15 protein-coding genes are annotated in these 19,572 nt (G+C 51.3%); 6 read left to right on the top strand and 9 right to left on the bottom strand.

The genetic code is table 11. The annotated features are described in order from the left end of the window. The first annotated feature begins 140 nt into the window (after nucleotides 1-140). A complete protein-coding gene (locus EBA_RS17590; protein WP_192375906.1) occupies nucleotides 141-1,424 on the top strand; it encodes a DEAD/DEAH box helicase in 1,284 nt (427 codons plus the stop codon). 60 nt (nucleotides 1,425-1,484) lie between these two features. Here EBA_RS17590 and EBA_RS17585 read toward each other — a convergent pair whose 3' ends face one another. Then, a complete protein-coding gene (locus EBA_RS17585) occupies nucleotides 1,485-1,760 on the bottom strand; it encodes a cupin domain-containing protein (protein ID WP_324615364.1) in 276 nt (91 codons plus the stop codon). 110 nt (nucleotides 1,761-1,870) lie between these two features. Here EBA_RS17585 and EBA_RS17580 point away from each other — a divergent pair, with 110 nt between their 5' ends. Next, on the top strand, nucleotides 1,871-2,530 hold the full coding sequence (locus EBA_RS17580; RefSeq protein ID WP_223146708.1) for an HvfX family Cu-binding RiPP maturation protein: 660 nt from the start codon (nucleotides 1,871-1,873) through the stop codon (nucleotides 2,528-2,530). Here the strand turns inward: EBA_RS17580 and EBA_RS17575 are convergent. Then, nucleotides 2,472-2,798 carry a DUF2288 domain-containing protein gene (locus EBA_RS17575; RefSeq protein ID WP_192375904.1) on the bottom strand — a complete coding sequence of 109 codons (327 nt, stop codon included), beginning with the start codon at nucleotides 2,796-2,798 and terminating at the stop codon, nucleotides 2,472-2,474. The two genes, EBA_RS17580 and EBA_RS17575, sit on opposite strands and share 59 nt — an antisense overlap. Before the next feature lie 88 nt (nucleotides 2,799-2,886). Here EBA_RS17575 and EBA_RS17570 point away from each other — a divergent pair, with 88 nt between their 5' ends. Continuing rightward, the gene (locus EBA_RS17570; protein WP_192375903.1) at nucleotides 2,887-3,588 is read left to right on the top strand and encodes a TPR end-of-group domain-containing protein; all 702 of its coding nucleotides are present in this window, start codon (nucleotides 2,887-2,889) and stop codon (nucleotides 3,586-3,588) included. Between the two features lie 463 nt (nucleotides 3,589-4,051). Here EBA_RS17570 and EBA_RS17565 read toward each other — a convergent pair whose 3' ends face one another. The 3 genes from EBA_RS17565 to EBA_RS17555 all read right to left on the bottom strand — a co-directional run bounded on the left by EBA_RS17565 (nucleotide 4,052) and on the right by EBA_RS17555 (nucleotide 10,068). Then, on the bottom strand, nucleotides 4,052-5,215 hold the full coding sequence (locus tag EBA_RS17565; RefSeq protein WP_192375902.1) for a response regulator: 1,164 nt from the start codon (nucleotides 5,213-5,215) through the stop codon (nucleotides 4,052-4,054). After that, nucleotides 5,208-9,281, bottom strand: a complete 4,074-nt coding sequence (locus tag EBA_RS17560) for a response regulator (RefSeq protein ID WP_192375901.1) — start codon at nucleotides 9,279-9,281, stop codon at nucleotides 5,208-5,210. The genes EBA_RS17565 and EBA_RS17560 overlap by 8 nt, the downstream gene beginning before the upstream one ends. Nucleotides 9,282-9,522: 241 nt before the next feature. Then, nucleotides 9,523-10,068 carry a DUF1415 domain-containing protein gene (locus EBA_RS17555; RefSeq protein ID WP_192375900.1) on the bottom strand — a complete coding sequence of 182 codons (546 nt, stop codon included), beginning with the start codon at nucleotides 10,066-10,068 and terminating at the stop codon, nucleotides 9,523-9,525. 14 nt (nucleotides 10,069-10,082) lie between these two features. On the opposite strand from EBA_RS17555, the gene EBA_RS17550 reads away from it, so the two are divergent. Further along, the gene (locus EBA_RS17550; protein WP_192375899.1) at nucleotides 10,083-10,904 is read left to right on the top strand and encodes a thermonuclease family protein; all 822 of its coding nucleotides are present in this window, start codon (nucleotides 10,083-10,085) and stop codon (nucleotides 10,902-10,904) included. A 16-nt stretch (nucleotides 10,905-10,920) separates the two neighbouring features. On the opposite strand, the gene EBA_RS17545 is transcribed toward EBA_RS17550, so the two are convergent. The 4 genes from EBA_RS17545 to EBA_RS17530 form a co-directional block, all read right to left on the bottom strand. Continuing rightward, a complete protein-coding gene (locus EBA_RS17545; protein WP_192375898.1) occupies nucleotides 10,921-11,232 on the bottom strand; it encodes a hypothetical protein in 312 nt (103 codons plus the stop codon). 459 nt (nucleotides 11,233-11,691) lie between these two features. Beyond that, entirely contained in the window at nucleotides 11,692-11,886 is a 195-nt protein-coding gene (locus EBA_RS17540) for a hypothetical protein (RefSeq protein WP_192375897.1), read from the bottom strand. A gap of 217 nt (nucleotides 11,887-12,103) precedes the next feature. Continuing rightward, nucleotides 12,104-12,715: a response regulator transcription factor gene (locus EBA_RS17535; RefSeq protein ID WP_192375896.1), complete on the bottom strand. Its 612-nt coding sequence runs from the start codon at nucleotides 12,713-12,715 to the stop codon at nucleotides 12,104-12,106. Further along, nucleotides 12,712-16,308 carry a PAS domain S-box protein gene (locus EBA_RS17530; protein WP_192375895.1) on the bottom strand — a complete coding sequence of 1,199 codons (3,597 nt, stop codon included), beginning with the start codon at nucleotides 16,306-16,308 and terminating at the stop codon, nucleotides 12,712-12,714. The genes EBA_RS17535 and EBA_RS17530 overlap by 4 nt, the downstream gene beginning before the upstream one ends. A gap of 475 nt (nucleotides 16,309-16,783) precedes the next feature. On the opposite strand from EBA_RS17530, the gene EBA_RS17525 reads away from it, so the two are divergent. Both EBA_RS17525 and EBA_RS17520 read left to right on the top strand, forming a co-directional pair. Then, nucleotides 16,784-17,596 (top strand): Crp/Fnr family transcriptional regulator, encoded by an 813-nt coding sequence (locus EBA_RS17525; RefSeq protein WP_192375894.1) that lies wholly within the window; start codon nucleotides 16,784-16,786, stop codon nucleotides 17,594-17,596. A gap of 88 nt (nucleotides 17,597-17,684) precedes the next feature. Next, nucleotides 17,685-19,523, top strand: a complete 1,839-nt coding sequence (locus EBA_RS17520; protein WP_192375893.1) for a diguanylate cyclase — start codon at nucleotides 17,685-17,687, stop codon at nucleotides 19,521-19,523. The last annotated feature ends 49 nt before the right edge of the window (nucleotides 19,524-19,572 follow it).

Raw genomic sequence — 19,572 nt, 5'->3', positions numbered from 1 at the left:
TCTGCTGAAGGATCGTGGTTACGCTATCGAGGGTTTAGTGTAGGCGCAAAGTCAGTTTTTGCTACTGTTGGTGTGTTTATCATGCCATATCTTTTCTTTTCATACACCCGTTAATTACGGGCACAACATAAGGTTTTTGCATGTTATTTTCAGAATTGGGTTTGTCCGAGCAGCTTCTCAAAGCTGTTGCCGAGCAAGGCTATGAAACCCCGACACCGATTCAGGCGCAGGCCATTCCGGTCATTTTGCAAGGCCGCGATGTCCTCGCCGGCGCCCAAACCGGCACTGGCAAAACCGCTGGATTTACCTTGCCTTTACTGCAGTTGTTGCAGGAACAACCGCTTCCGCAAAAGCCGCGTCCGGTTCGGGTATTGATTTTAACGCCGACTCGCGAATTGGCGATGCAGGTTTTTGAAAGCGTCAGAACCTACGGCAAGCATTTACCGTTTTTTGCAGAAGCCATTTTCGGTGGCGTCAGTATTAATCCACAGATTCAAAAAATACAGCGCGGTACCGATATTATCGTTGCTACGCCTGGTCGATTGCTGGACTTGATTCAGCAACAGCATCTGGATTTGTCTAAGGTTGAACATTTTGTACTCGATGAAGCTGATCGCATGCTGGACATGGGCTTTATTCGCGATATTCGCAGAATCATTGCTTTGCTGCCCAGTAGACGCCAGAATCTGATGTTTTCGGCAACGTATGCCCCGGAAATTAGCGCGCTAGCGGAACAAATTCTCAACGATCCTGTAGAAATCTCGGTCGCGAAGCGCAATGCTGCGGCTGATACTGTCTCCCAGTTGGTCTACGGCATTCAGCGCGAATATAAACGCGAATTGCTGTCCTATCTGATAGGCAATGGCAATTGGCAGCAAGTGTTGGTGTTCGTCCGTACCAAACACGGCGCGGATCGTTTGGCCAAGCAGTTGATCAAGGATGGCATACGTTGCGCGGCCTTGCATGGTGACAAGAGCCAGGGCGCTCGGGTGCGAGCCTTGGAGGAGTTTAAAAACGGTTCTATTACCGCGCTGATTGCCACCGACATCGCTGCGCGCGGCTTGGACATTGATCAATTGCCGCATGTGGTGAATTTCGATTTACCACAAGTGGCGGAAGATTATGTGCATCGAATCGGCCGTACCGGTCGCGCTGGCGCCGAAGGTCAGGCAGTTTCGTTAGTCGATCCGGAAGAGGCCTATCTATTGGCCGCTATCGAAAAATTGTTGAAAAGGCCGATCCCGCGAGTCGATGATACCGGCTATCCCAACGTGTCTTTGGAGGTTACCAATAGCAAGCCGAAACCGCAAACGACACAGCCGAGCAAGCCGGCAAGACGGCCGCAGAACGGCCGGTCGGCGGAACAGGGTAAACGTGCGCCAAGTTCTCGTAAACCACGTCAGCAAGTGGCTAAACCTCGCTGATCAGTTTGGCTCGTCGTGCCCGGCCATGGGTGCGACAGTCGTCTCTCGCCGAATGTCCGTTTATTCCGCAACCGGCTCCGCGAAAATATGGATTGCCAGCCATATAGATTCAATGTCCGGATGGGTCCAATCCACCCTATGCCGGCAATGCGCCGGAATCAGCAAATAGTCGCCCGGCTTCAGGTCGACAGGCGCGGATAGGGCGAATGTCAGCCGTGCTTCGCCTTGTAACAACATCACCCACTCGTCCTGATTTTGATCGTACCATTCGTCTTTGGCGCTGCTATGGCCCTTGGAAACGATGCGCTCGATGCGAATATTAGGTTTGCTAAACAAGGTTTGGCATAATTCTATTGGCAACTGAGCTGGAATGTCTGTAAAAATGCACGAACTGCTGATCTTCATAAAAGCGGGCACATAATAATAAATTGGGGGAGGGGAATGAAATGAATAATACGTCTTTTGCTTCGTTAATGGCGGTGGTTATCGATAAGCTACCGGGGATTATGCAACTGTCCCAACGCAGTTGCGATACCGCTAAATGTGTGGATTTTTTGGCGCCGCTGTTACTGCGGCTTTATTTGGCGCCGGTATTTTGGATGGCGGGCACTAAAAAATTCGCAAACTTTTCCGACACGGCTGAATGGTTTGGTAACGCCGAATGGGGTTTGGGTTTGCCGGCGCCTTATGTGTTGGTGTTTCTGGTGGCGTTATTTGAAATTGTCGGGGCCTTGTTTTTGTTATTCGGCTTCGCCACGCGACCGATTACCATGCCCTTGATAGTTATCATGGTGGTAGCAGCCGTTAGCGCGCACCTCAAAAATGGTTGGCTGGCCATTGCAGCCGGCAGCGGTATTTTCGCCACCGAACGCACGATAGGTGCGATAGAGCGTTTGGAGCGGGCCAAGGAAATTTTACAGGTTCAAGGCGACTATCAATGGCTTAGCGAGAATGGCGTCTTGGTGATATTGAATAACGGGATTGAATTTGCCGCCACCTATTTCGTGATGTTGCTGGCGCTATTTTTTCTGGGCGGCGGCAGGTTCGTCAGTGTTGATTATTGGCTGGCGCGCAAATACTTGCCTGAACTAGCACCCAGGGTCTAACCACAACAGCCCAGACTGAGCTGTTGGCGCTGATCCATTCGCCGGCCTGTCGATCCGAAACATGACCGATTTGGCCGGCAGTCAGCCACTGTTCGACTTGGGTTTTATTGTCCTGGGAGAACTGATAAGCCACTTCGACCAGATCCAGTCCCTCCGCTACCGAGATCGCCAGCCCGGCCGCGAAAAATCTTTGCAACTCGGCCCAGGGAATGGACGAAGTCTCTAAATTCACCTTGGCTTTTTCCAGGTTTGGGAGCGCGTCGGTCATTAACATTTTCCGGTTGTTATAGGATGTTGTAGTATGCCCAGCTATTTTATCGTAACCCGGTTTACAAAACAGAAGTGAGGATTCATCCATGTCGCTATTGAGTTCATTTAAAAAGCGTTCCACCCTGGACGCGGCGATTAAGCAAGTTGCCCAGGCCCGTAAAAGCGAAGGCAGCAAAGCCGAGCAACTATACAAGGGTGCGTATCAAGGCTTTGCCAATGTGATTGCTGATCATTTGATTGTTTCCGAAGCGCTGTATCATTGGGGATTTGCTTTATTGCACGAAGCCCGGACTCAAGAGCCGAAATTGGCTATTGAAATATACGAAGATGCTATTTCCAAGTTTTCTTTTTGTTTGCTGATTTCGCCAAATTATTTGGGGGCCGCGATAGACGGCGGGGTGGCGTTTATGGAATTGGCCCGCATCAGTTCCGACGCGGCGAAGCCTGACCTTTACGATTTGGCGGAAGATTTTTTCGAGAAGGCCTGTGGTATTCAAAAAGGCAGCGCGGCTTACAATCTGGCCTGCGTTTATGCTTTGCGCGGCGATAACGACGCCTGTTTGGCCGCGTTGCAAACTGCCAGGGACTTTGGCAGCTTACCCGACGAACAAAATATATTGCAAGACGAAGACATGGCTGACGTTATCAACGCCAATTGGTTTAAGGAGTTTATGGATGAGGTTCGCGCCACGCCTGCACCGGAAAAAACTAGAATCAAGGATATTGAAATCAATGTGGAGCCGGGCTTCAAACTGGAGAAAAAAGAGGATTTCGATTATTACTCTTAATTTGCTGTCCACGCCGCTTTAGGCAGTTCAAGCTTTAATACCCTGCGGGAACCAAGATTTAGCGGGGTTTTAGGTCTGAAGTATTCAGACTATCCATCTGCACTGGTTTCAACCTGGTCAACCCGTTTTTTGTCCTCGGACGAGGTATGAAAAGCAAACCAATTGCATAGAAAATTCAAGGCGTCGTCGGCGCTGATGCTGTTCGATTGTAGTTGATACATTAAACAATCGACTGAGGGGGCACAAGCAACTGAAGCTAGCCGGCAAATCTTGGCCAAAACCCCATCTGGTCGTTCACGGTGCCAGAGAGATGAACTTTGCCAGTGGTGCGGCGAGCACAGCATTTTTTTACGCTGAAGCTCCGGGTATTTTTTTTCATTAAAATCATGAAGATGTTATTGCTGAATATGATGATTAAGCTATTGATTTATAATGATTGTTTCGATATTTTTGCCTCTGTCTTTCAGGATTTAGCTGATAGTGAATGCTCTTCGGTTTCCATGGCAGGCTTTGCGTCGCCGACATCCTTGTAGTGCTGAGCGGTTTCATCGAATGCTTCGGCGATAGCCAAAAAGGCATCGGTGATATCCGGATCGAAGTGAGTTCCCCGGCCTTTAGCGATCAGCCGTACAGCTTCTTCGTGGGGATACGCTTCTTTATAAACGCGTTTGCTGATCAGAGCGTCGTAAACGTCGGCGACTGCCATCAACCGGGCGCTAAGCGGGATTTGCTCTCCCGAAAGCCCTTGCGGATAACCGGCGCCATCCCATCTTTCATGGTGGCAATAAGCAATCTCCACCGCGTAATTCAAAAATGACCAGTCGCCGTCACCAAAATCCCGTGCCGCCGACAAGATGGCAGACCTTCCCTCCTCGCAGTGGGTTTTCATAATCTGCCATTCATCCGGCGATAGTTTTCCCGGCTTTAGAAGTATCGCATCGGGAATGGCAACCTTGCCGATGTCGTGCAGAGGCGCGGATTTAAACAACAGTTCGATGGCGCCATCGGAGAGACTATAGCGAGCATTGGTGCGCAACCGTTCGGCCAACAGCTTTACGTATCGTTGGGTACGGCGTATATGGTTGCCGGTCTCGTTGTCCCTGACCTCCGCCAACGCACAAAAAGCCGCGATGATGGAGCTTTGCGCGGCGATCAGCTGCCTATCTTTGCGGAACAACTCTTCCGTGCGCTCGGCCACTAATTGCTCAAGATTTTCGTTATGCTGTTTCAGCTCGCGCCTGGTGGTGGCCAGGGTCAGATGATTACGGACCCGGGCCAACACCACCGGTGCGGATGCCGGTTTGTGAATAAAATCCTCGGCGCCCAGCGAGAGGCCACACTCCTCGTCCACGGCGCTATCCAAGCTGGTCAGAAAAATCACCGGAATATCGCGAGTCGCGAGGTTGGCTTTAAGTTGCTTACAAACCTCGAAGCCGTCGATGCCCGGCATGACGACATCCAGCAATATCAGGTCCGGCGCGTCCCGGCTAATCAGCGCCAAAGCCTCGGAGCCATCGCTGGCAAAGCGGGTGCTGTATCCCTTGCCCAAGATGTTGCTCAACACCTCGATATTATTTAAGGAGTCGTCTACGATCAGGATTTTTGGTCGTTTATCTTGGTTATTCATGGTCTGTCCAGCTATTGCGTTCTAAGAGTTTCTCTAATGCAATTAATGCTGCATCGTAGCGCAATTCGTGTGTCGCTTGCGCAATTTCCGCAAATTCCAAGGCTAGTTCGTGATCGCCTATCTTGCGGACGAGATCGGTGACCGAATATCGGGCATCCAGATTCTTAGCTTTCAGCTGGCGCAGCAATTTCTTTAGGTCGGGAATCAGGCTAGCATTTTTAAACAGTTCTTCCGGATTGATCGATGAGGCAAGCAGTCTATCGTTAGCATTTGCTTCAGGCTGACTTAATAAAAGCAGTGCTGCCTCGCATTTCTGTACAAGGACTTCCGTTTGCTCCATCAAATTCTTCTCCTCACCGCTTTTGAGCATCCGGCAAAGTTGGTCAGCCGAGGATTGTAGAGCGCCGAAACCTAAATTGCCGGCCTCGCCTTTCAGGCTGTGAGCGACGAAAAACAGTTGCTCCAAATCGCCATCGGCAAGCCGTTGGCGCAATAGCGTTGCAGCGTTCTGATGCTGTTCGGCAAACGCGAGCAATAGGCGCCGGTAAAGGGCGATATTGCCTCCCAGCCGGGCCAAAGCCGCTTGCACCGCCACGCCTGGCAGATTGCTCTCGAGTTTGGCAATTGCCTTGGTATCCGTGGTAATGTCGGCAGCTTTTTCCTGTTGCGCCGCAGCGGTTTTGGGTTTGATCCACCTCGCCAGCGCATTGGCAAGTTCTTCCGGTTCGACCGGCTTGGCGATGTGGTCATTCATGCCGGCCGCTACGCAGGCCTCTTTATCCTGATTCATCGCCGCAGCAGTCATCGCGATGATGGGCAATTCCTTAAACGCTGCCGATTGGCGTATCCTGCGGGCAGCCTCCAGGCCGTCCAGCACCGGCATATGCAGGTCCATCAACACCGCATCGAAACTGGATTTCTCCAGCCAATCCAAGGCCTCCAGGCCATTGTTGGCAGTCGTGACCTCCAGACCGCCTTTAATCAGAAATTCCTGCGCCACCTGTTGATTGAGTTGATTATCCTCGACCAGCAAGATCCGAGCGCCGCGGATGGCTGCCAGCGTGGTGCGGGTGGCGTTGAATACTTCGGCGACGGGAACAGGCTGGTTGGTTTTGTTTCGTTGCAGTTGGATCAGGGTGTTGAGCAGGCTGGAGGGCGTGACCGGCTTGGCGATGATCGCATCCACTCGTATGTTGCCGGCCGACTTGGCCAGCGCCTCGCGCTCATAAGCCGTGATCATGATGGATATTGGCGGCCGGCTGTTATGCTCGCTATGGGCTATGGTCTCGGCCAGCTCCAGACCGTTCATGCCGGGCATTTTCCAATCCAATAACAACAGCTCGAAGGGTTTGCCGCATCGCGCCGCTTCGGTAAACAAGCGCAAACCTGTTTCGCCCGAACCGGCCGTCATCACCTCGAATTGCCAACTTTCCAGAATCGAGCGCAGTATCGTCAGCGAGGTTTCCTGGTCGTCGACCACCAGGGTGCGCATGGGGCATAAACCCTGTAAACGCCGGTCCTGTGTCTGCTCGCTTGACGAAATGCCGGCTGGCAGGCCTAGTCGAACCGTAAAGGCAAAGATACTGCCGGATTCGGGTTCGCTCTCCAGGGTGATTTCTCCCTCCATCAATTCCACCAGGCGTTTCGAGATCGTCAGCCCCAAGCCGGTGCCGCCGAATTTGCGGGTGATACTGGCGTCGGCCTGCGCGAAAGGCTGAAACAGTTGGCCGGCTTGTTCGGTCGTGATGCCGATGCCGGTATCTCTCACCGCAAAACGCAGGCGTATGGCATCGTCGGTCCTTTCCTGCGTCTCGACGCGAAGGTGGACTTCGCCATGTTGGGTGAATTTAATGGCGTTACCGACCAGGTTGTTAATGATCTGGCTGAGGCGGAGCGGGTCGCCCTGCAGCTGATCGGGCACATCCAGCGCCATATCGATGAACAGCTCAAGACCTTTTTCATCGGCACGTATGGAGAATAAGTCTGCCGTCGCCCGTAGTATTTCTTCCAAACTGAAATCGATGGCCTCGATGTCTATGCGCCCGGCTTCGATTTTCGAGTAATCGAGAATGTCGTTGAGAATATCCAGCAAGGCTCGCGACGAATTCAATACCTTGCTGAGGTAATCGTGTTGCTTCCGGTTCAGTTCGGTATCCAGTGCCAGTTGCGTCAGGCCGATGATGGCGTTCATTGGTGTGCGTATTTCGTGGCTCATGTTCGCCAAGAAATCGGATTTGGCCAGGTTGGCATTGTCGGCTTGTTTTCTGGCGTCCAACAACTCCGTCGTGCGCTCGTTTACCAGGTGTTCGAGATGGTTTTTGTAGTGCTCCAATTCGACTTCGTAGTGTTTACGGTCGGTGATGTCCATGCGTATGCCCAGGATGCGGGTGACCATGTCGTCTTCGCCGCGTTGCACGCAGAACGCTTTAACACTTATCCAACGATAGCTGCCGTTGGCATGGCGCATCCTGGCTTCGTAACTATAGGCATTGGCCCGTTTCGACAATACGGCAGCAATTTTTTCGGCGATGCCGGCCCTGTCGTCCGGATGGAGGCGCTCCAGCCATTCGTTACGATCACCCGAACCGGGTTTTGCTTGATAGCCCAGCATCGTGAAATAAATCGGTGACATCTCGAAACTGTCCTTTTTGACATCCCAATCGAAAACGCCGATTTGTGCCACATCCATCGTCAAACGCAGACGCTCTTCCGATGTTTTGAGCTGCTCTTCGACTTGCTTGCGCTCGGTAATGTCGAGCGTAAAACCGTTGATCTGTCCGCTTTCTTCATCCAGGTAGGCGGACATCGAGAACCATTTGGTTTGTCCGGATATGAGCACCGCTTGCGCTTCAAAGCCGCGCACCTCTTTATCTGTCTGCAGCAACTGATAAAACAACTTCAATTGATTGAGATCGACCCATAGCTTCTCGGCCGGAACATAACGTTGCAGAAAGGCGTCGACGGAATCGCATTCCAATTGGCGTGCCAAAGTGAGATTCAGAAAGCTATAGTGTCCTGCAAAATCTCTCTGAAAAATGCCGACAGGTGCATTCTCGATGATGTAGCGGTAATTTCTTTCGTTGTTCTGCCATTTCAAACGGCTGTGTCGCGCAACCAAGGCTAACACTAACGAAGCGATCAAGATGACGAGTCCGGCCGCGCCGTACCAAACTAAATGTTTCCACCACTCGGCCAGATAATCCTGTTCGGCGATGGCGGCCAGCACGTACAAGGGATAATCGCCGACCCGCCGAAAACTATAGAGGCGTTTGACGCCATCGGCCGGGCTGGCCTGTAGATAGAAACCGTGGGTCATGCCCTGGGCAATGTATTGGTGCAGGGGGTGGTTAGGCATGGTTTTGCCTAGATTGGCTTCCAGATGCGGATGGCGAGCCCAAAGCCTCATCTGTTCGTCGCGGAGTAAAACCGCGCCGTGCTCGCCAAGGTTCAGCGTCGCGTAAAAATTTTCGAACGAACTCAATTGCACAATGACGTTAACGTATCCGGCAAAGCCGCCATCGGGAAAATCGACACGCCGGGTCAGGGAGATATGCCAGATGCCCAGGGTACGGGATATTTCCGGCGGGGAAATGTGTAAGCCAGTCTGGCGATGATCCCTATGAAATTGAAAGCTTTCTTTGTCGGCGACATTGATGGCTGGCTGAGCATCGATGGAGCTGTAGATACAATCGCCGTTGGTATTGAATATCTGGATTCCGCCGATTTCGATCACCGCCGCTTGCTGAATATCGTCGGCCTTTTCCTTCAGCAAGGCTTGCATAGCATGGTTTTCAATGGCGTTATCGAACTGGCTGCTGCGCATGTCGTCGAGTCGAATATGCCGCTGAAGATCTTTCAGAATCAGATCGATTTTTTGTATCGTGGCCAGCGCATGCCCCTCCAGAACCAGAGCGATATTTGCCGTTTCGATACGCGCGTGTTCTATGTGGTTATCGCGCTCTTGCTGCAGGCTCAAGCCCATCAGCGCGGCAAATCCTAAGACACCGACCAAACTCGCAGCGATCACCAAACCAAAAGCGGATATTCTTGGAAAACGTTGTTTCATGTGCCACTCCCGGCTATAAATTATCACCTAAATTCGGCAATTGTTAAAAAGCCAAGGACTCAAAGTGAGCCGATGAGATGGCCGCGCATAAACTGGCGCGAGACGAATTCCATAGTGAACGGCCTTATTCAATCCCACCGTAAGAACAATTCGACAGGCTTATTTTGCGCCGTCGCCTTGCTATCAGAACTCGGCTAATCTTGAAACGAGAAAACCGAACGCATACGGGCAAATGTTTCCGCTACTGTTGGTAGCAGGCATTTACAATCGCCCGCAATTTTTCCAGGCCCAATTCACGGGTAAGCGCTATATTGCGCTCTGGGATACCCTCCGGGTCGGGATGACTGGCGACGGCTTTTTCAATGCTGTCTTCGCGAATCAGATGCAGCATCGGGTAGGGGGAGCGGTTGGTATAATTGCTGGGGTCGTTTTCCGGCGTTTGCGCGAAGCAATAGTCCGGGTGAAAACTGGCCAATTGATAGATGCCTTCGTAACCTTGATCGATCAGCAATTGCTCGGCGATAGCCAGTAAATCCAGGAAATCCTCAAAGTCGGCAAACGCGTCGGTAAAAATTAACAAGGTGGTCTCGGTGTCGGGCTCGGAATCGAGATGCACGCACTCGGTAATTACCGCTTCCAGGCTATCCTCAATGCTGTTGCTCGGCACGACCTGATAGCGAATACTGTTTTTCTCCTGCTCGCGGCGGGCAAACGGGCAGATATTGTATTCAATAACAAAAGTTTTTAGCCAAGCCTGCGTAGCGGCGATAATTTGTTGGTTAGTCATGGTGATCGAAAAAAATGATGAAAAGTACTAAGCACGGCCTTTGGCTGTTGGCGTTATTGCCGGCTCTACTGCATGCGGACGTGTACCAATGGACCGACCAGCAAGGTCGCCACCATTATGCCGATCATGGCAATGAAAACGCCAAAGTCCTAAATATCGATCCCGGTGTTGCTTTCTTTCGGGTAGAAAAGGTATTCGATGGCGATACTATCTTATTAAGCGACGGCCAGAAAGTCCGTTTTTTGGGGATCAATACGCCGGAGGTTGCCGGCCGCAACAAGTCTGCCGAAGTTGGCGGCGAGCAAGCCAAAGCCTGGTTGAAGGATAAGTTGGAACATCGCAAGGTTTTTCTGCAGGGTGACGTGGAAAAGCAGGACAAATATCAGCGTACCCTGGCCTATGTCTTCACCGAAGACAAGGAACAAATTAACGTGGAGTTGGTCAAGCGCGGTTTGGCCACAGTCAATATCTATCCGCCCAATCTGAAATATCTCGAGCCATTGCTTGCAGCTCAACATATTGCCGAACTAGCCAAGCTAGGGATTTGGGCCGATGAGGCTTATGCACCGCTGGCCGCCGAACTACTCGACGAGAATAACTACCAGGGTTGGAAGCGCATAACCGGACACATCCGTGCGGTAAAAAGGACGGCCAAACACAGCTATCTGCAATTCTCCGATACGGTATCCATTAGCGTAGAACCCATGTCCGTGGATTTATTTCCGCCGCTGGAAACCTATGTCGGCAAAGACGTGGAAGTTAGGGGCTGGGTTAAACGCTCGAAACAGCGTTTCGCCGTGCAGGTCAGGCATCCGGCCGACATTGTGTTGCGTTGACGCTATTCGTTCCAGGCTAGTCTTCTTCCGCGAATAAAGCTCGAATCATTTGCTTTTCTTCGTCGTTGAGAATTTTTTCCGCTGAAAACCACCGGGTTCGTTGAAAGGGCATTTCCTGTTCCCCGTCGCGCAACGCTGCCCGACGGTCTATCTCGCGCCGCTCGGCCCGCCGACGATCCAAAACCCGCCGGTCTTGTTTTGGCCACAACACATATTGTTGCTGAACGAAAGCGATCCACTCCGCAGAGTTGAAGGCGAACGGATTAGTCCGGCGTTCTTGCTGACGGCGCGCCCCTCGGCGGCGTGCCGAATCATCGCTAGTCATCATAGTGGCTACCATTGACCTATGCCGCCGCATACACGAATGCTGTAGAGGACAACCGGCGAATTGAAGTTGAAAAAATAGTTCCTAAATAACATTCGGCCAAAATAATAAACTTCCCAAGAAAATCTGAGTATGTAGGTAGGGATTTTAAATGTACCCGCCCAAATGCTCAATCAAACTTAATCCTCGGATGTCATTTTACTGGACAAAGTTCCGGGTAATCGCGGCAGTTGATCAGTCATCACCCGCAATTTGGGTGGCGATCTAAAAATCCGCCTGCTATTGAACTGCGGTTTTTGGTTTTGAAATCAGTGGTTGGTCGGACGACAAGCCGCTTATGCCAGCAAAACGGCTTTGACAGCGCTGATGGCAGCCCGGGAGAAATTGTTGGCTATGCCTTTTTCGCCGAATAAGGCAGGCCAGCAAGCACTTTTTATGGCAAAGCGTTTGCTGTTTTGGCAGCTATGGCGCTATGCGCCATTCGCATCTGGAGAGCTCCGGAAACAATGTATTGATTAATAGCCGCGAATCGACCAAGCCTTTTTTCATCAGCGCAATCAATGTTTTATTAGTGGACCCAACCGGTAAGATAGCCCATTCCTTAGGGCATTTATTCAGCAGATTTTTTTGAGCAGTAGTAAGTTTTTCTCTAGCCATCGTTACACCTATTTTCGGATTTGGTATTGCTAACGGGTCTTGTATATGGGGTTTTACTTGACGTTGGCATACGGTAAGTCAAAAAACAGGATTTGTTAAATTAGTAATATTCATCAGGTCTATTAATAGCGTGCATTTGGGGCTATTTATGGCTATTGAACTCCAGCCTGAGTGGGAACAAGGATAGTGAAGGGCCGGGTTAATGGAATAGATAAACTCACTGTCGGCAGGCTTCATAGACGCGGACGAGTTCCAGTAGATTGGTGGCCCCGGTTTTTTCCATTACCCTGGCGCGATGAATTTCAACAGTACGGTGACTAATGCCCAAGCGCCGCGCTATTTCTTTATTGGCAAGGCCGGCCACTACCATACCCATGATCTCCAGTTCGCGTGAAGTCAGGCCATTTAGCCGGTCACATGCTGCTTGCCCCTGCATTGCTTGCGCGAGAGTGTTGATTTCAAGCTGCTGCAACGCTGCTTGCACCCGTTCGATCAACAGTGCCGTGCTCACCGGCTTGGTCAGAAAGTCGACAGCTCCGGCCTTCATGGCTCGAACAGTCATTGGAATATCGCCATATGCGGTCAGAAAAATAATGGGTAGCCGGATGTGGCGGCAGTTGAGTTCGGCTTGCAGTTCGTGACCATCCAGACCCGGCATGTTGACATCTAGCACCAGACAGCCAGGCTGGCCAGGGCAATAGCTTTCCAGAAAGGATTCAGCGCTGGCAAATGTTTGGTACGCAAGGCCGGCTATTTCAAACACCAAGCCCAGGCTATCGCGGACTGCATCATCGTCATCCACCACAAACACGCAGGGTTGAGTACTCATTTCGCAAACGGCAAGATAAACAGCATGGTTAGGCCATCGCCAACATTTCGCTCTGCCCACATATTCCCGCCGTGAGCTTGAATCAGGGCGCGGCTAATGGCCAAGCCCATACCCAGTCCGGCTGGTTTGGTCGAGTAGAAGGGTTGAAACAGGGTTTTCAGGGCAATGGCATCCGTCAGGCCTTTTCCGCTGTCACAGACTGTCACTAAAGCCATATCCGGGTCATCAGGGTAGCGACCGGTTTTTATGCGCAGGATTTCCGCGTGTTTACCCTGTTCCTGCATGGCTTCCAGAGCATTGCAGATCAGATTGACCAACACCTTTTGAATTTGTAGTGCATTGACCGTGATCCGCGGCAAGTCGGCAGCGAGGTCCAGTTCTAATTTAAAGCTGCTTAAGGTTCTGTCGTTTTTGACGAATACGCACGCCTCATGCACCAAAAAATTAATATCGATCAGTTCACTGATGGCTTCTGTTTTATTCAAATGGCTAAATAATTGCCTTATTACTTCGCCGGCACGCTGTGCTTGTTGAACACAAGCTTCCAGCACATGGCTGAGCTTTTGCGAGTCAGGTTTGTCCGATTGATACAAGCGCAGCGCCACATCGGCGTACGAGGAAATGGCGGCCAGGGGTTGATTTAGTTCGTGGGCTATTGCCGCTATCGTCTGGGTGGCCAGCGATACCCGAAAAGACTGCTCCATCTTATTGCGGCGTTCGCTCAATTCTTTGTTCAGTTTGTAGTCGGTGATGTCGAAATTGATGCCTAACAATCGATAAGGCCGCTTGCTTTTGTCATGCAATAGGCTGCCGCGAGCATGGATCCAACGATACGAGCCATTCTTGTGACGCAAGCGGAATTCCAGTTCGTAGGTTGGCAGATGCCCGGACAGATAGTCCTCGGTGCTTGCCAAGACCATGGCCCGATCATCGGGATGCAAGCGGGATTCCCATTCTTCCCATTGGTTAAGCAACTCTTGGTCGTCAAAACCGATTTGTCGCTTCCATTCCGGCGAGAGAAATAATGTTTGAGACACTAAATCCCAATCCCAATAACCGGCATTCACTTCGCCGATGATCAACGCCAGGCGGGTTTCAGTGTGTTGCAGTTCAGCATGGGTACGCTTCAGTTCGGTAATGTCTACATGGGTGATAATCATGCCTTGCAAACCTTGGGTAATGCGCTTGGCATGCATCATAAACCAGAGTTCGCCAAGCTTGGTGTGACACGGATATTCCAGCATAAACTCCTGTTGATGTCCCGCTATTAAGGCTTCGAGACCTGCCAAGGCTTTATGCGCATCCCGGTCGCCGGTCGCCGCCGAGCGACGACAAACCTCAAGGTAATTGGCGCCCTCCGATAGTTGGCTGGGCGAACCGCCATTCTCGATGGCAAAGCTATCCCAAGGTGCGTTAACGGTAGTTACCACGCCTAGTTCATCCAGAACCGCCACGTGGGCGGGTAGCGAATTCAGAATGCAACGTACGAATGCCTCGCTACGACGCAGGGCGTCGTCCGCCACTTTGAGCGGCGTAATGTCCAGGAATGCACCCACGGCCCCACGAGGCCGACCGGCATCGTCCAGCAAGGGTGAGGCATTCGACACGACGGTGATCACTTTACCGTCCGTGCGGACGATATCCAGACGTTCATCGCTCACTACTTCTCCACGACATGCGCGCTGTATAGGCAGATCATCTGCGGCTAGCGGCAAGCCGTTTAACAGCACCGTTATGGGCGGCGGGTTCTCGTTGGACAAAGAAAGCTCGGCAGTAGGGGGTAAGCCGAGCATCTGCTCATTGGCCAAATTTCCACGAATATGCTGCCCGCTGTTGTCATCGGCGATCGAGAGTCCAATAGGCACAGTGTTGAAAATAACCTGCATTTCCTGCAGTCGGCGCTGCAAGCGTTGGTTCAATAGTGAAATTTTTTGCTCTGATAGTTTTCGCTCTTCGATATCGATGACATGTACCACAATACCCTTCAGCGTACCGGCGGCATCAGTATTGGGAATATAGGTCGCGTGCACCCAGCGGGGTTTGGCCTCGCCATACGGGATTTGCTGATCAAAGCTAACCTGCTCGCCCGCCAGTGTGCGTTCCAGATACGGCCGGACGATGCCCCAGGCCGCATTACCCATAATTTCCTGCACCGTCCGACCAATAACGTGTTCGGGGGCAATGCCAAACCAGAGTCCGTAATTCGCATTTACGCGCAAGTACTTAAAATTAACATCCAAGTAGGCGATAAGCGCGGGCGTGGCATCTATGATCAGTTGCAGTTCTTTATCCTGATCGCGGTATACCGTTTCGGCCTGTTTTCGCGCGGTAATATCTTGCAGATAACCATGCCAGAGAATGCCGCCATCCTGTTCCAGCATAGGCATGGAATGACCTTCTATCCATATTTCGCCTTTACTGGGATGTTGGTAGCGGAAGGTGGCTTGCCAGGGTTCGAGGCTAAGAGCGGATTTATTGATGGTTTCATTGATCTGCTCAATATCATCGGGATGGACTCTTGCAAACACCGGACTAAAGTCGTCGGCCACCGCAGCGGGAGGCAGTCCATATAAGGATTCAAGCGCCTGGCTGGCGTACGGCATGCTTGTCGAGCCATCCGCCGCCAAACGGAACGAACAAATAACCCCCGGTACGGATGCCGCTACTTTGGAAAGCTGATCCTGCAAATGCCGTTCTGCTTGCAGGAGGCTATCCGCATGGCTACGCGCGCTCACATCGCGCAGGATAAGCGTGTACAAGATTTGCTCGTCGGTTCCGATTTCGGAAATGCCGGCTTCTAGGGGGAACGCCTCGCCGTTGGCACGCATACCGGTGATTACGCGAAGCTCACGCGATTGATGGACAGTATTATCAGCGGGCGCTGGCGCGGTACACAGAGTACGGAAATCGACTGGAATATAAGCTGCGATAGCAGTGCCGATGGCTTGATCCGTAATACAGCCGAACATGTTTCCCGCCGCGGCATTGAATAGCACGATACGGTAATCGGCGTCGATGCAGATAATGGCATCCATTGCCGATTCTACAATCCCCGCGAGGAGCTGCCGGCTGTCAGAGTGTGTTTGCTCTGCTTGCTTTTGTTGGGTTATGTCGGTGAGGGCGATGCGTAATTCCGGCTGCTGGCACGTATCGGCGAGCAGCAGACAGTCGAGTTTGGCATGGAACAATGAGTCATCACTGCGGCGCAGTTGTAATTCGCAGGATTGATTTTCGCCGCTCTGCTGAATATGCAGCATATACCGCTCCCAAAAGTCACGGCTCTGATCGGCAAGCAAGGTCGGAAAATGCCGACCGATTAAGAACTGGCTATCAACACCAAGTAAGTTGGCCGCGGTAAGGTTTATTTCAGATATGAAATGGTCCGGATTGAGCGTGAGATAAGCGAATGGGGCGCAATCATAAAGATGCTGGAAGTGATCTCGCGACGCTTGAATGGCTTGTTGCGCCTGTCTTAATGCTTCATTTTGGATTTCCAATTCAATCTGACGTATTTGCAGTTCATGCAAAGTTTTCTCGGCTTGTTGTCGAAAAGGGCTTTCAGTGTATGCAGACTTGTAACGCTCGTCAGTCATCGGACATCTTCCATTTTGGACAGAATTGAGACAGTTTTAGGCTTTTCTTGGATGTGCGCAAACCAAGCCGAATGGTTTGGATTTGGGTAGCCGGGAAGCTCTGTTCTAGCAAAGCTGGCAAAAGTTGCATTCAGCAACGGGTTTTTAACACCTGGTATCCCGTCCCCTGTTCGCCAAAAGTATGCTGGCGAAAAAATAACCCTGTCAAATTAATCTGCAATGCAGTCAGGCTTTTGCTGTTTAACGCATATCAATGGGCAACGTGAAGCGCTCGGGTTGGCACTGATAAGCATGAGATCCAACCGAATAGGCTGTCGCCTTGCCTAAAAGCTTACTAATCATACTTTTGCCTAAGTAGCAGCACGTATTTTTAGCTAATAGCGGCTGTGTTAAAAAGTACCAAACTTGTAGGTTTTACCGTTTTAGCCAACTGAAAACGTGATTCAACTGTTACCCAACAATCCAAAAATAACTGATGAGTGAAATGGACGATCCAAGACAAAACCAGCTTCTAGCCATGCTGCCAGAACATAATTTTGCGTATATTTCAAACCTGTTGGAACGGGTTGAGCTGTGCGGCGGTGATGTCCTGAGCGAACCGGAGGTGGCATTACGCTATGTCTATTTCCCCATCACCGGCGTGATATGCAAGCTTAACTATACGGAGAATGGCGCTTTTAGTGAATTGGGGTTGATCGGCAACGAAGGCATGCTGGGCATCGGGTTGTACATGGGGGTCGAAACCATGCCCCATCAATCTGTGGTCGTGATACCAGGCTATGCCTATCGGTTGCGCAGGAGTCGATTCGAGGAGGAAATCAACCGCATAGGTGGACTGCATAGTGGGGCGCTACATGGCATTTTACTTCGCTATACCCAGACCTTGATGACGTATATGGCGCAAATAGCAGCCTGCAGCAGGCATCATTCAATTGAACAGCAACTCTGTCGTTGGTTGCTGATGATCCTAGACCGGCAGAGCGCTAGCGAGATAGCGATAACTCAACAATCAATCGCCACCATGTTGGGCGTACGTCGCGAAGGCATCACCGAGGCTGCTGGGAAATTACAGCAAGCCGGTTTGATTCGTTATTACCGTGGACACATCAGCGTGCTGGAGCGCGCCGGCCTGGAAGCGCAAAGTTGCGAGTGTTACCAAGTCATTAAAACCGAGTTTGATCGTTTACTTGCTATGCGCGCTTATCCGTCGCCGTTTTCAAAACCGATTACCGCAATCACTACTAATGGGTATGTCAAAGATACAAGGAGGCGCTTCGCGTTTGGTTGATAAAACCAACCGGCTGTGACACTCACCCTGCAGCTTTGTCTGGTTATTCCGGCGATTGAACCCCAGTTACAGATAAGAAGGCGAATTTATGAATACTGCATCTACGAAATCCAATCGCTGTTTTCTATTTATGGATGATGATTTGGAGTTTTTCGAAGGAGAAGCTGATCGTTATGCTCTTAAACATGCCGGTGCCCGTCAACCTGAGTGTCCAATGTTAGACCTGTATCTGCCGGAAATGAACGATGCCGGGTGTGTCACCAAACCGGGGAAACATAGCAGAACACGGACATTGCCTACCCTTATGCGGACAGAATTGGAGGATACACTATCCTTGCCGGCCAAACTGAAGAACGACATTAGCCCTGCGATCAACCCTGCGAACGCCGAATTGTCAGGCGAAGCGCTGCGTGAACAGCGTGAGCAGCAAATAATGCTGGAGAAGACCGAAGCCTTGGGTCAACTGCGTGAGGCGGAGGCAAAGTACCGAACCTTGGTTGAACAAATGCCGGTCATCACCTATATCGCCTCGCTAGAAACACTGGTAAAGCTTTTGTATGTCAGCCCGCAGATTTCTCAACTGGGTTTTTCAGAGAAAGATTGGCTTGATGATCCGCAAGGTTTGCTTAAACGCGTCCATCCGGACGATTTGGCCGTGACCATAGAAGCCTATGCCTATACCTATGAGCATCATGTCCCTTTGCGATGCGAATACCGCTTAACCAAAAATGACGGACATTGCCGCTGGTTTCTGGACGAAGCCAATGTGGTGCGTAATGACGCGGGTGAAAGTTTGTTTCTGCAAGGTGTCTTGGTCGATATTACCAAAGACAAAGAAACCGAGCAGGAGCTAAGTTATTACCGGCAACGCCTCGAAGAGCTGGTGTGTAAGCGCACGGAGCAACTGGAAAAACAATGCGCGATCCTCAAGTCCGCCAATGCGAGTCTTGACGCGACCTTGGTCAAGCTGAAGCAAGCAAATACCGCAGTACGGAACAGCGAGAGGCGTTTCCGCCTGCTGCTTGACTCGGCAGGCGAAGGTATCGTTGGTCTTGATGCGAACGGCTGCTGCAGCTTCGTCAACCGGGCCGCACTCGACATGTTGGAATACGCCGAAAAAGATGCTCTGGGGAACGACATCGTTTCCATGATAGGTCCATCCGATACAGACGATTTAGCATTAGCGCTGGCAGCTTTTGGAGCGCCTAACCTCGGCCGCGAGATAATTCCGCAGCGCAGTACTGCTAATTTTAAGCGCAAGGACGGCCATTCTTTTCCGGTTGAATATTCATTTTATCCTGTCGCATTGGATGGGCTGGTCGACAGTGTGGTGTTGGTGTTTTGGGACATGTCGGCATCTCACGCCAAAATTCAGAGTTTGGCCTATCAGGCCAGTCATGATCCTCTGACCGGGCTTGTCAATCGGACAGCGTTCGAGCAACGCGTGGCCAGAGTGCTGGCCAGCGCCCGCCCCGGCTATTTTCAACATGCGGTCTGTTATCTGGATTTAGATCATTTCAAGCATGTCAACGATACCTGTGGACACGCGGCTGGGGACGAATTACTACGAAAGCTAGGTGCCGTGTTGAGCTCCAAACTGCGTCAACGCGATACCCTGGCTAGGCTGGGTGGCGACGAATTCGCATTATTGCTGGAACACACCACACTTGATCAAGCGCGAAACATCGCCCATGAACTGTGCGACAGCCTGCGTAACTTCAAGTTTAACTGGGGGGATGCCGACTTTTCGGTTAGTGCAAGTATCGGGGTGGCCGCAGTGACCTGTAGCGTTCGGGATGTCGGCGAATTTTTAAATAATGCAGACGCCGCGTGTTACAGCGCCAAGAAAAAAGGCCGTAACCAGGTACATGTCTTTATACCCGACAATGTCGAGCGCCTTAATCAAGTCGCCAAATGGGACGCTTAAGGATTTTGCGAAAACGAATAGTGTTTGTAGCAGAGCTACGCCTGTGAAT

Origin of the sequence: Methylomonas albis, from assembly GCF_014850955.1 — a bacterium.
In the GTDB taxonomy this organism is placed as follows: domain Bacteria; phylum Pseudomonadota; class Gammaproteobacteria; order Methylococcales; family Methylomonadaceae; genus Methylomonas; species Methylomonas albis.
Note: the sequence above shows the minus strand (reverse complement) of the source record. Positions and strands in the feature narration are given on the sequence as shown.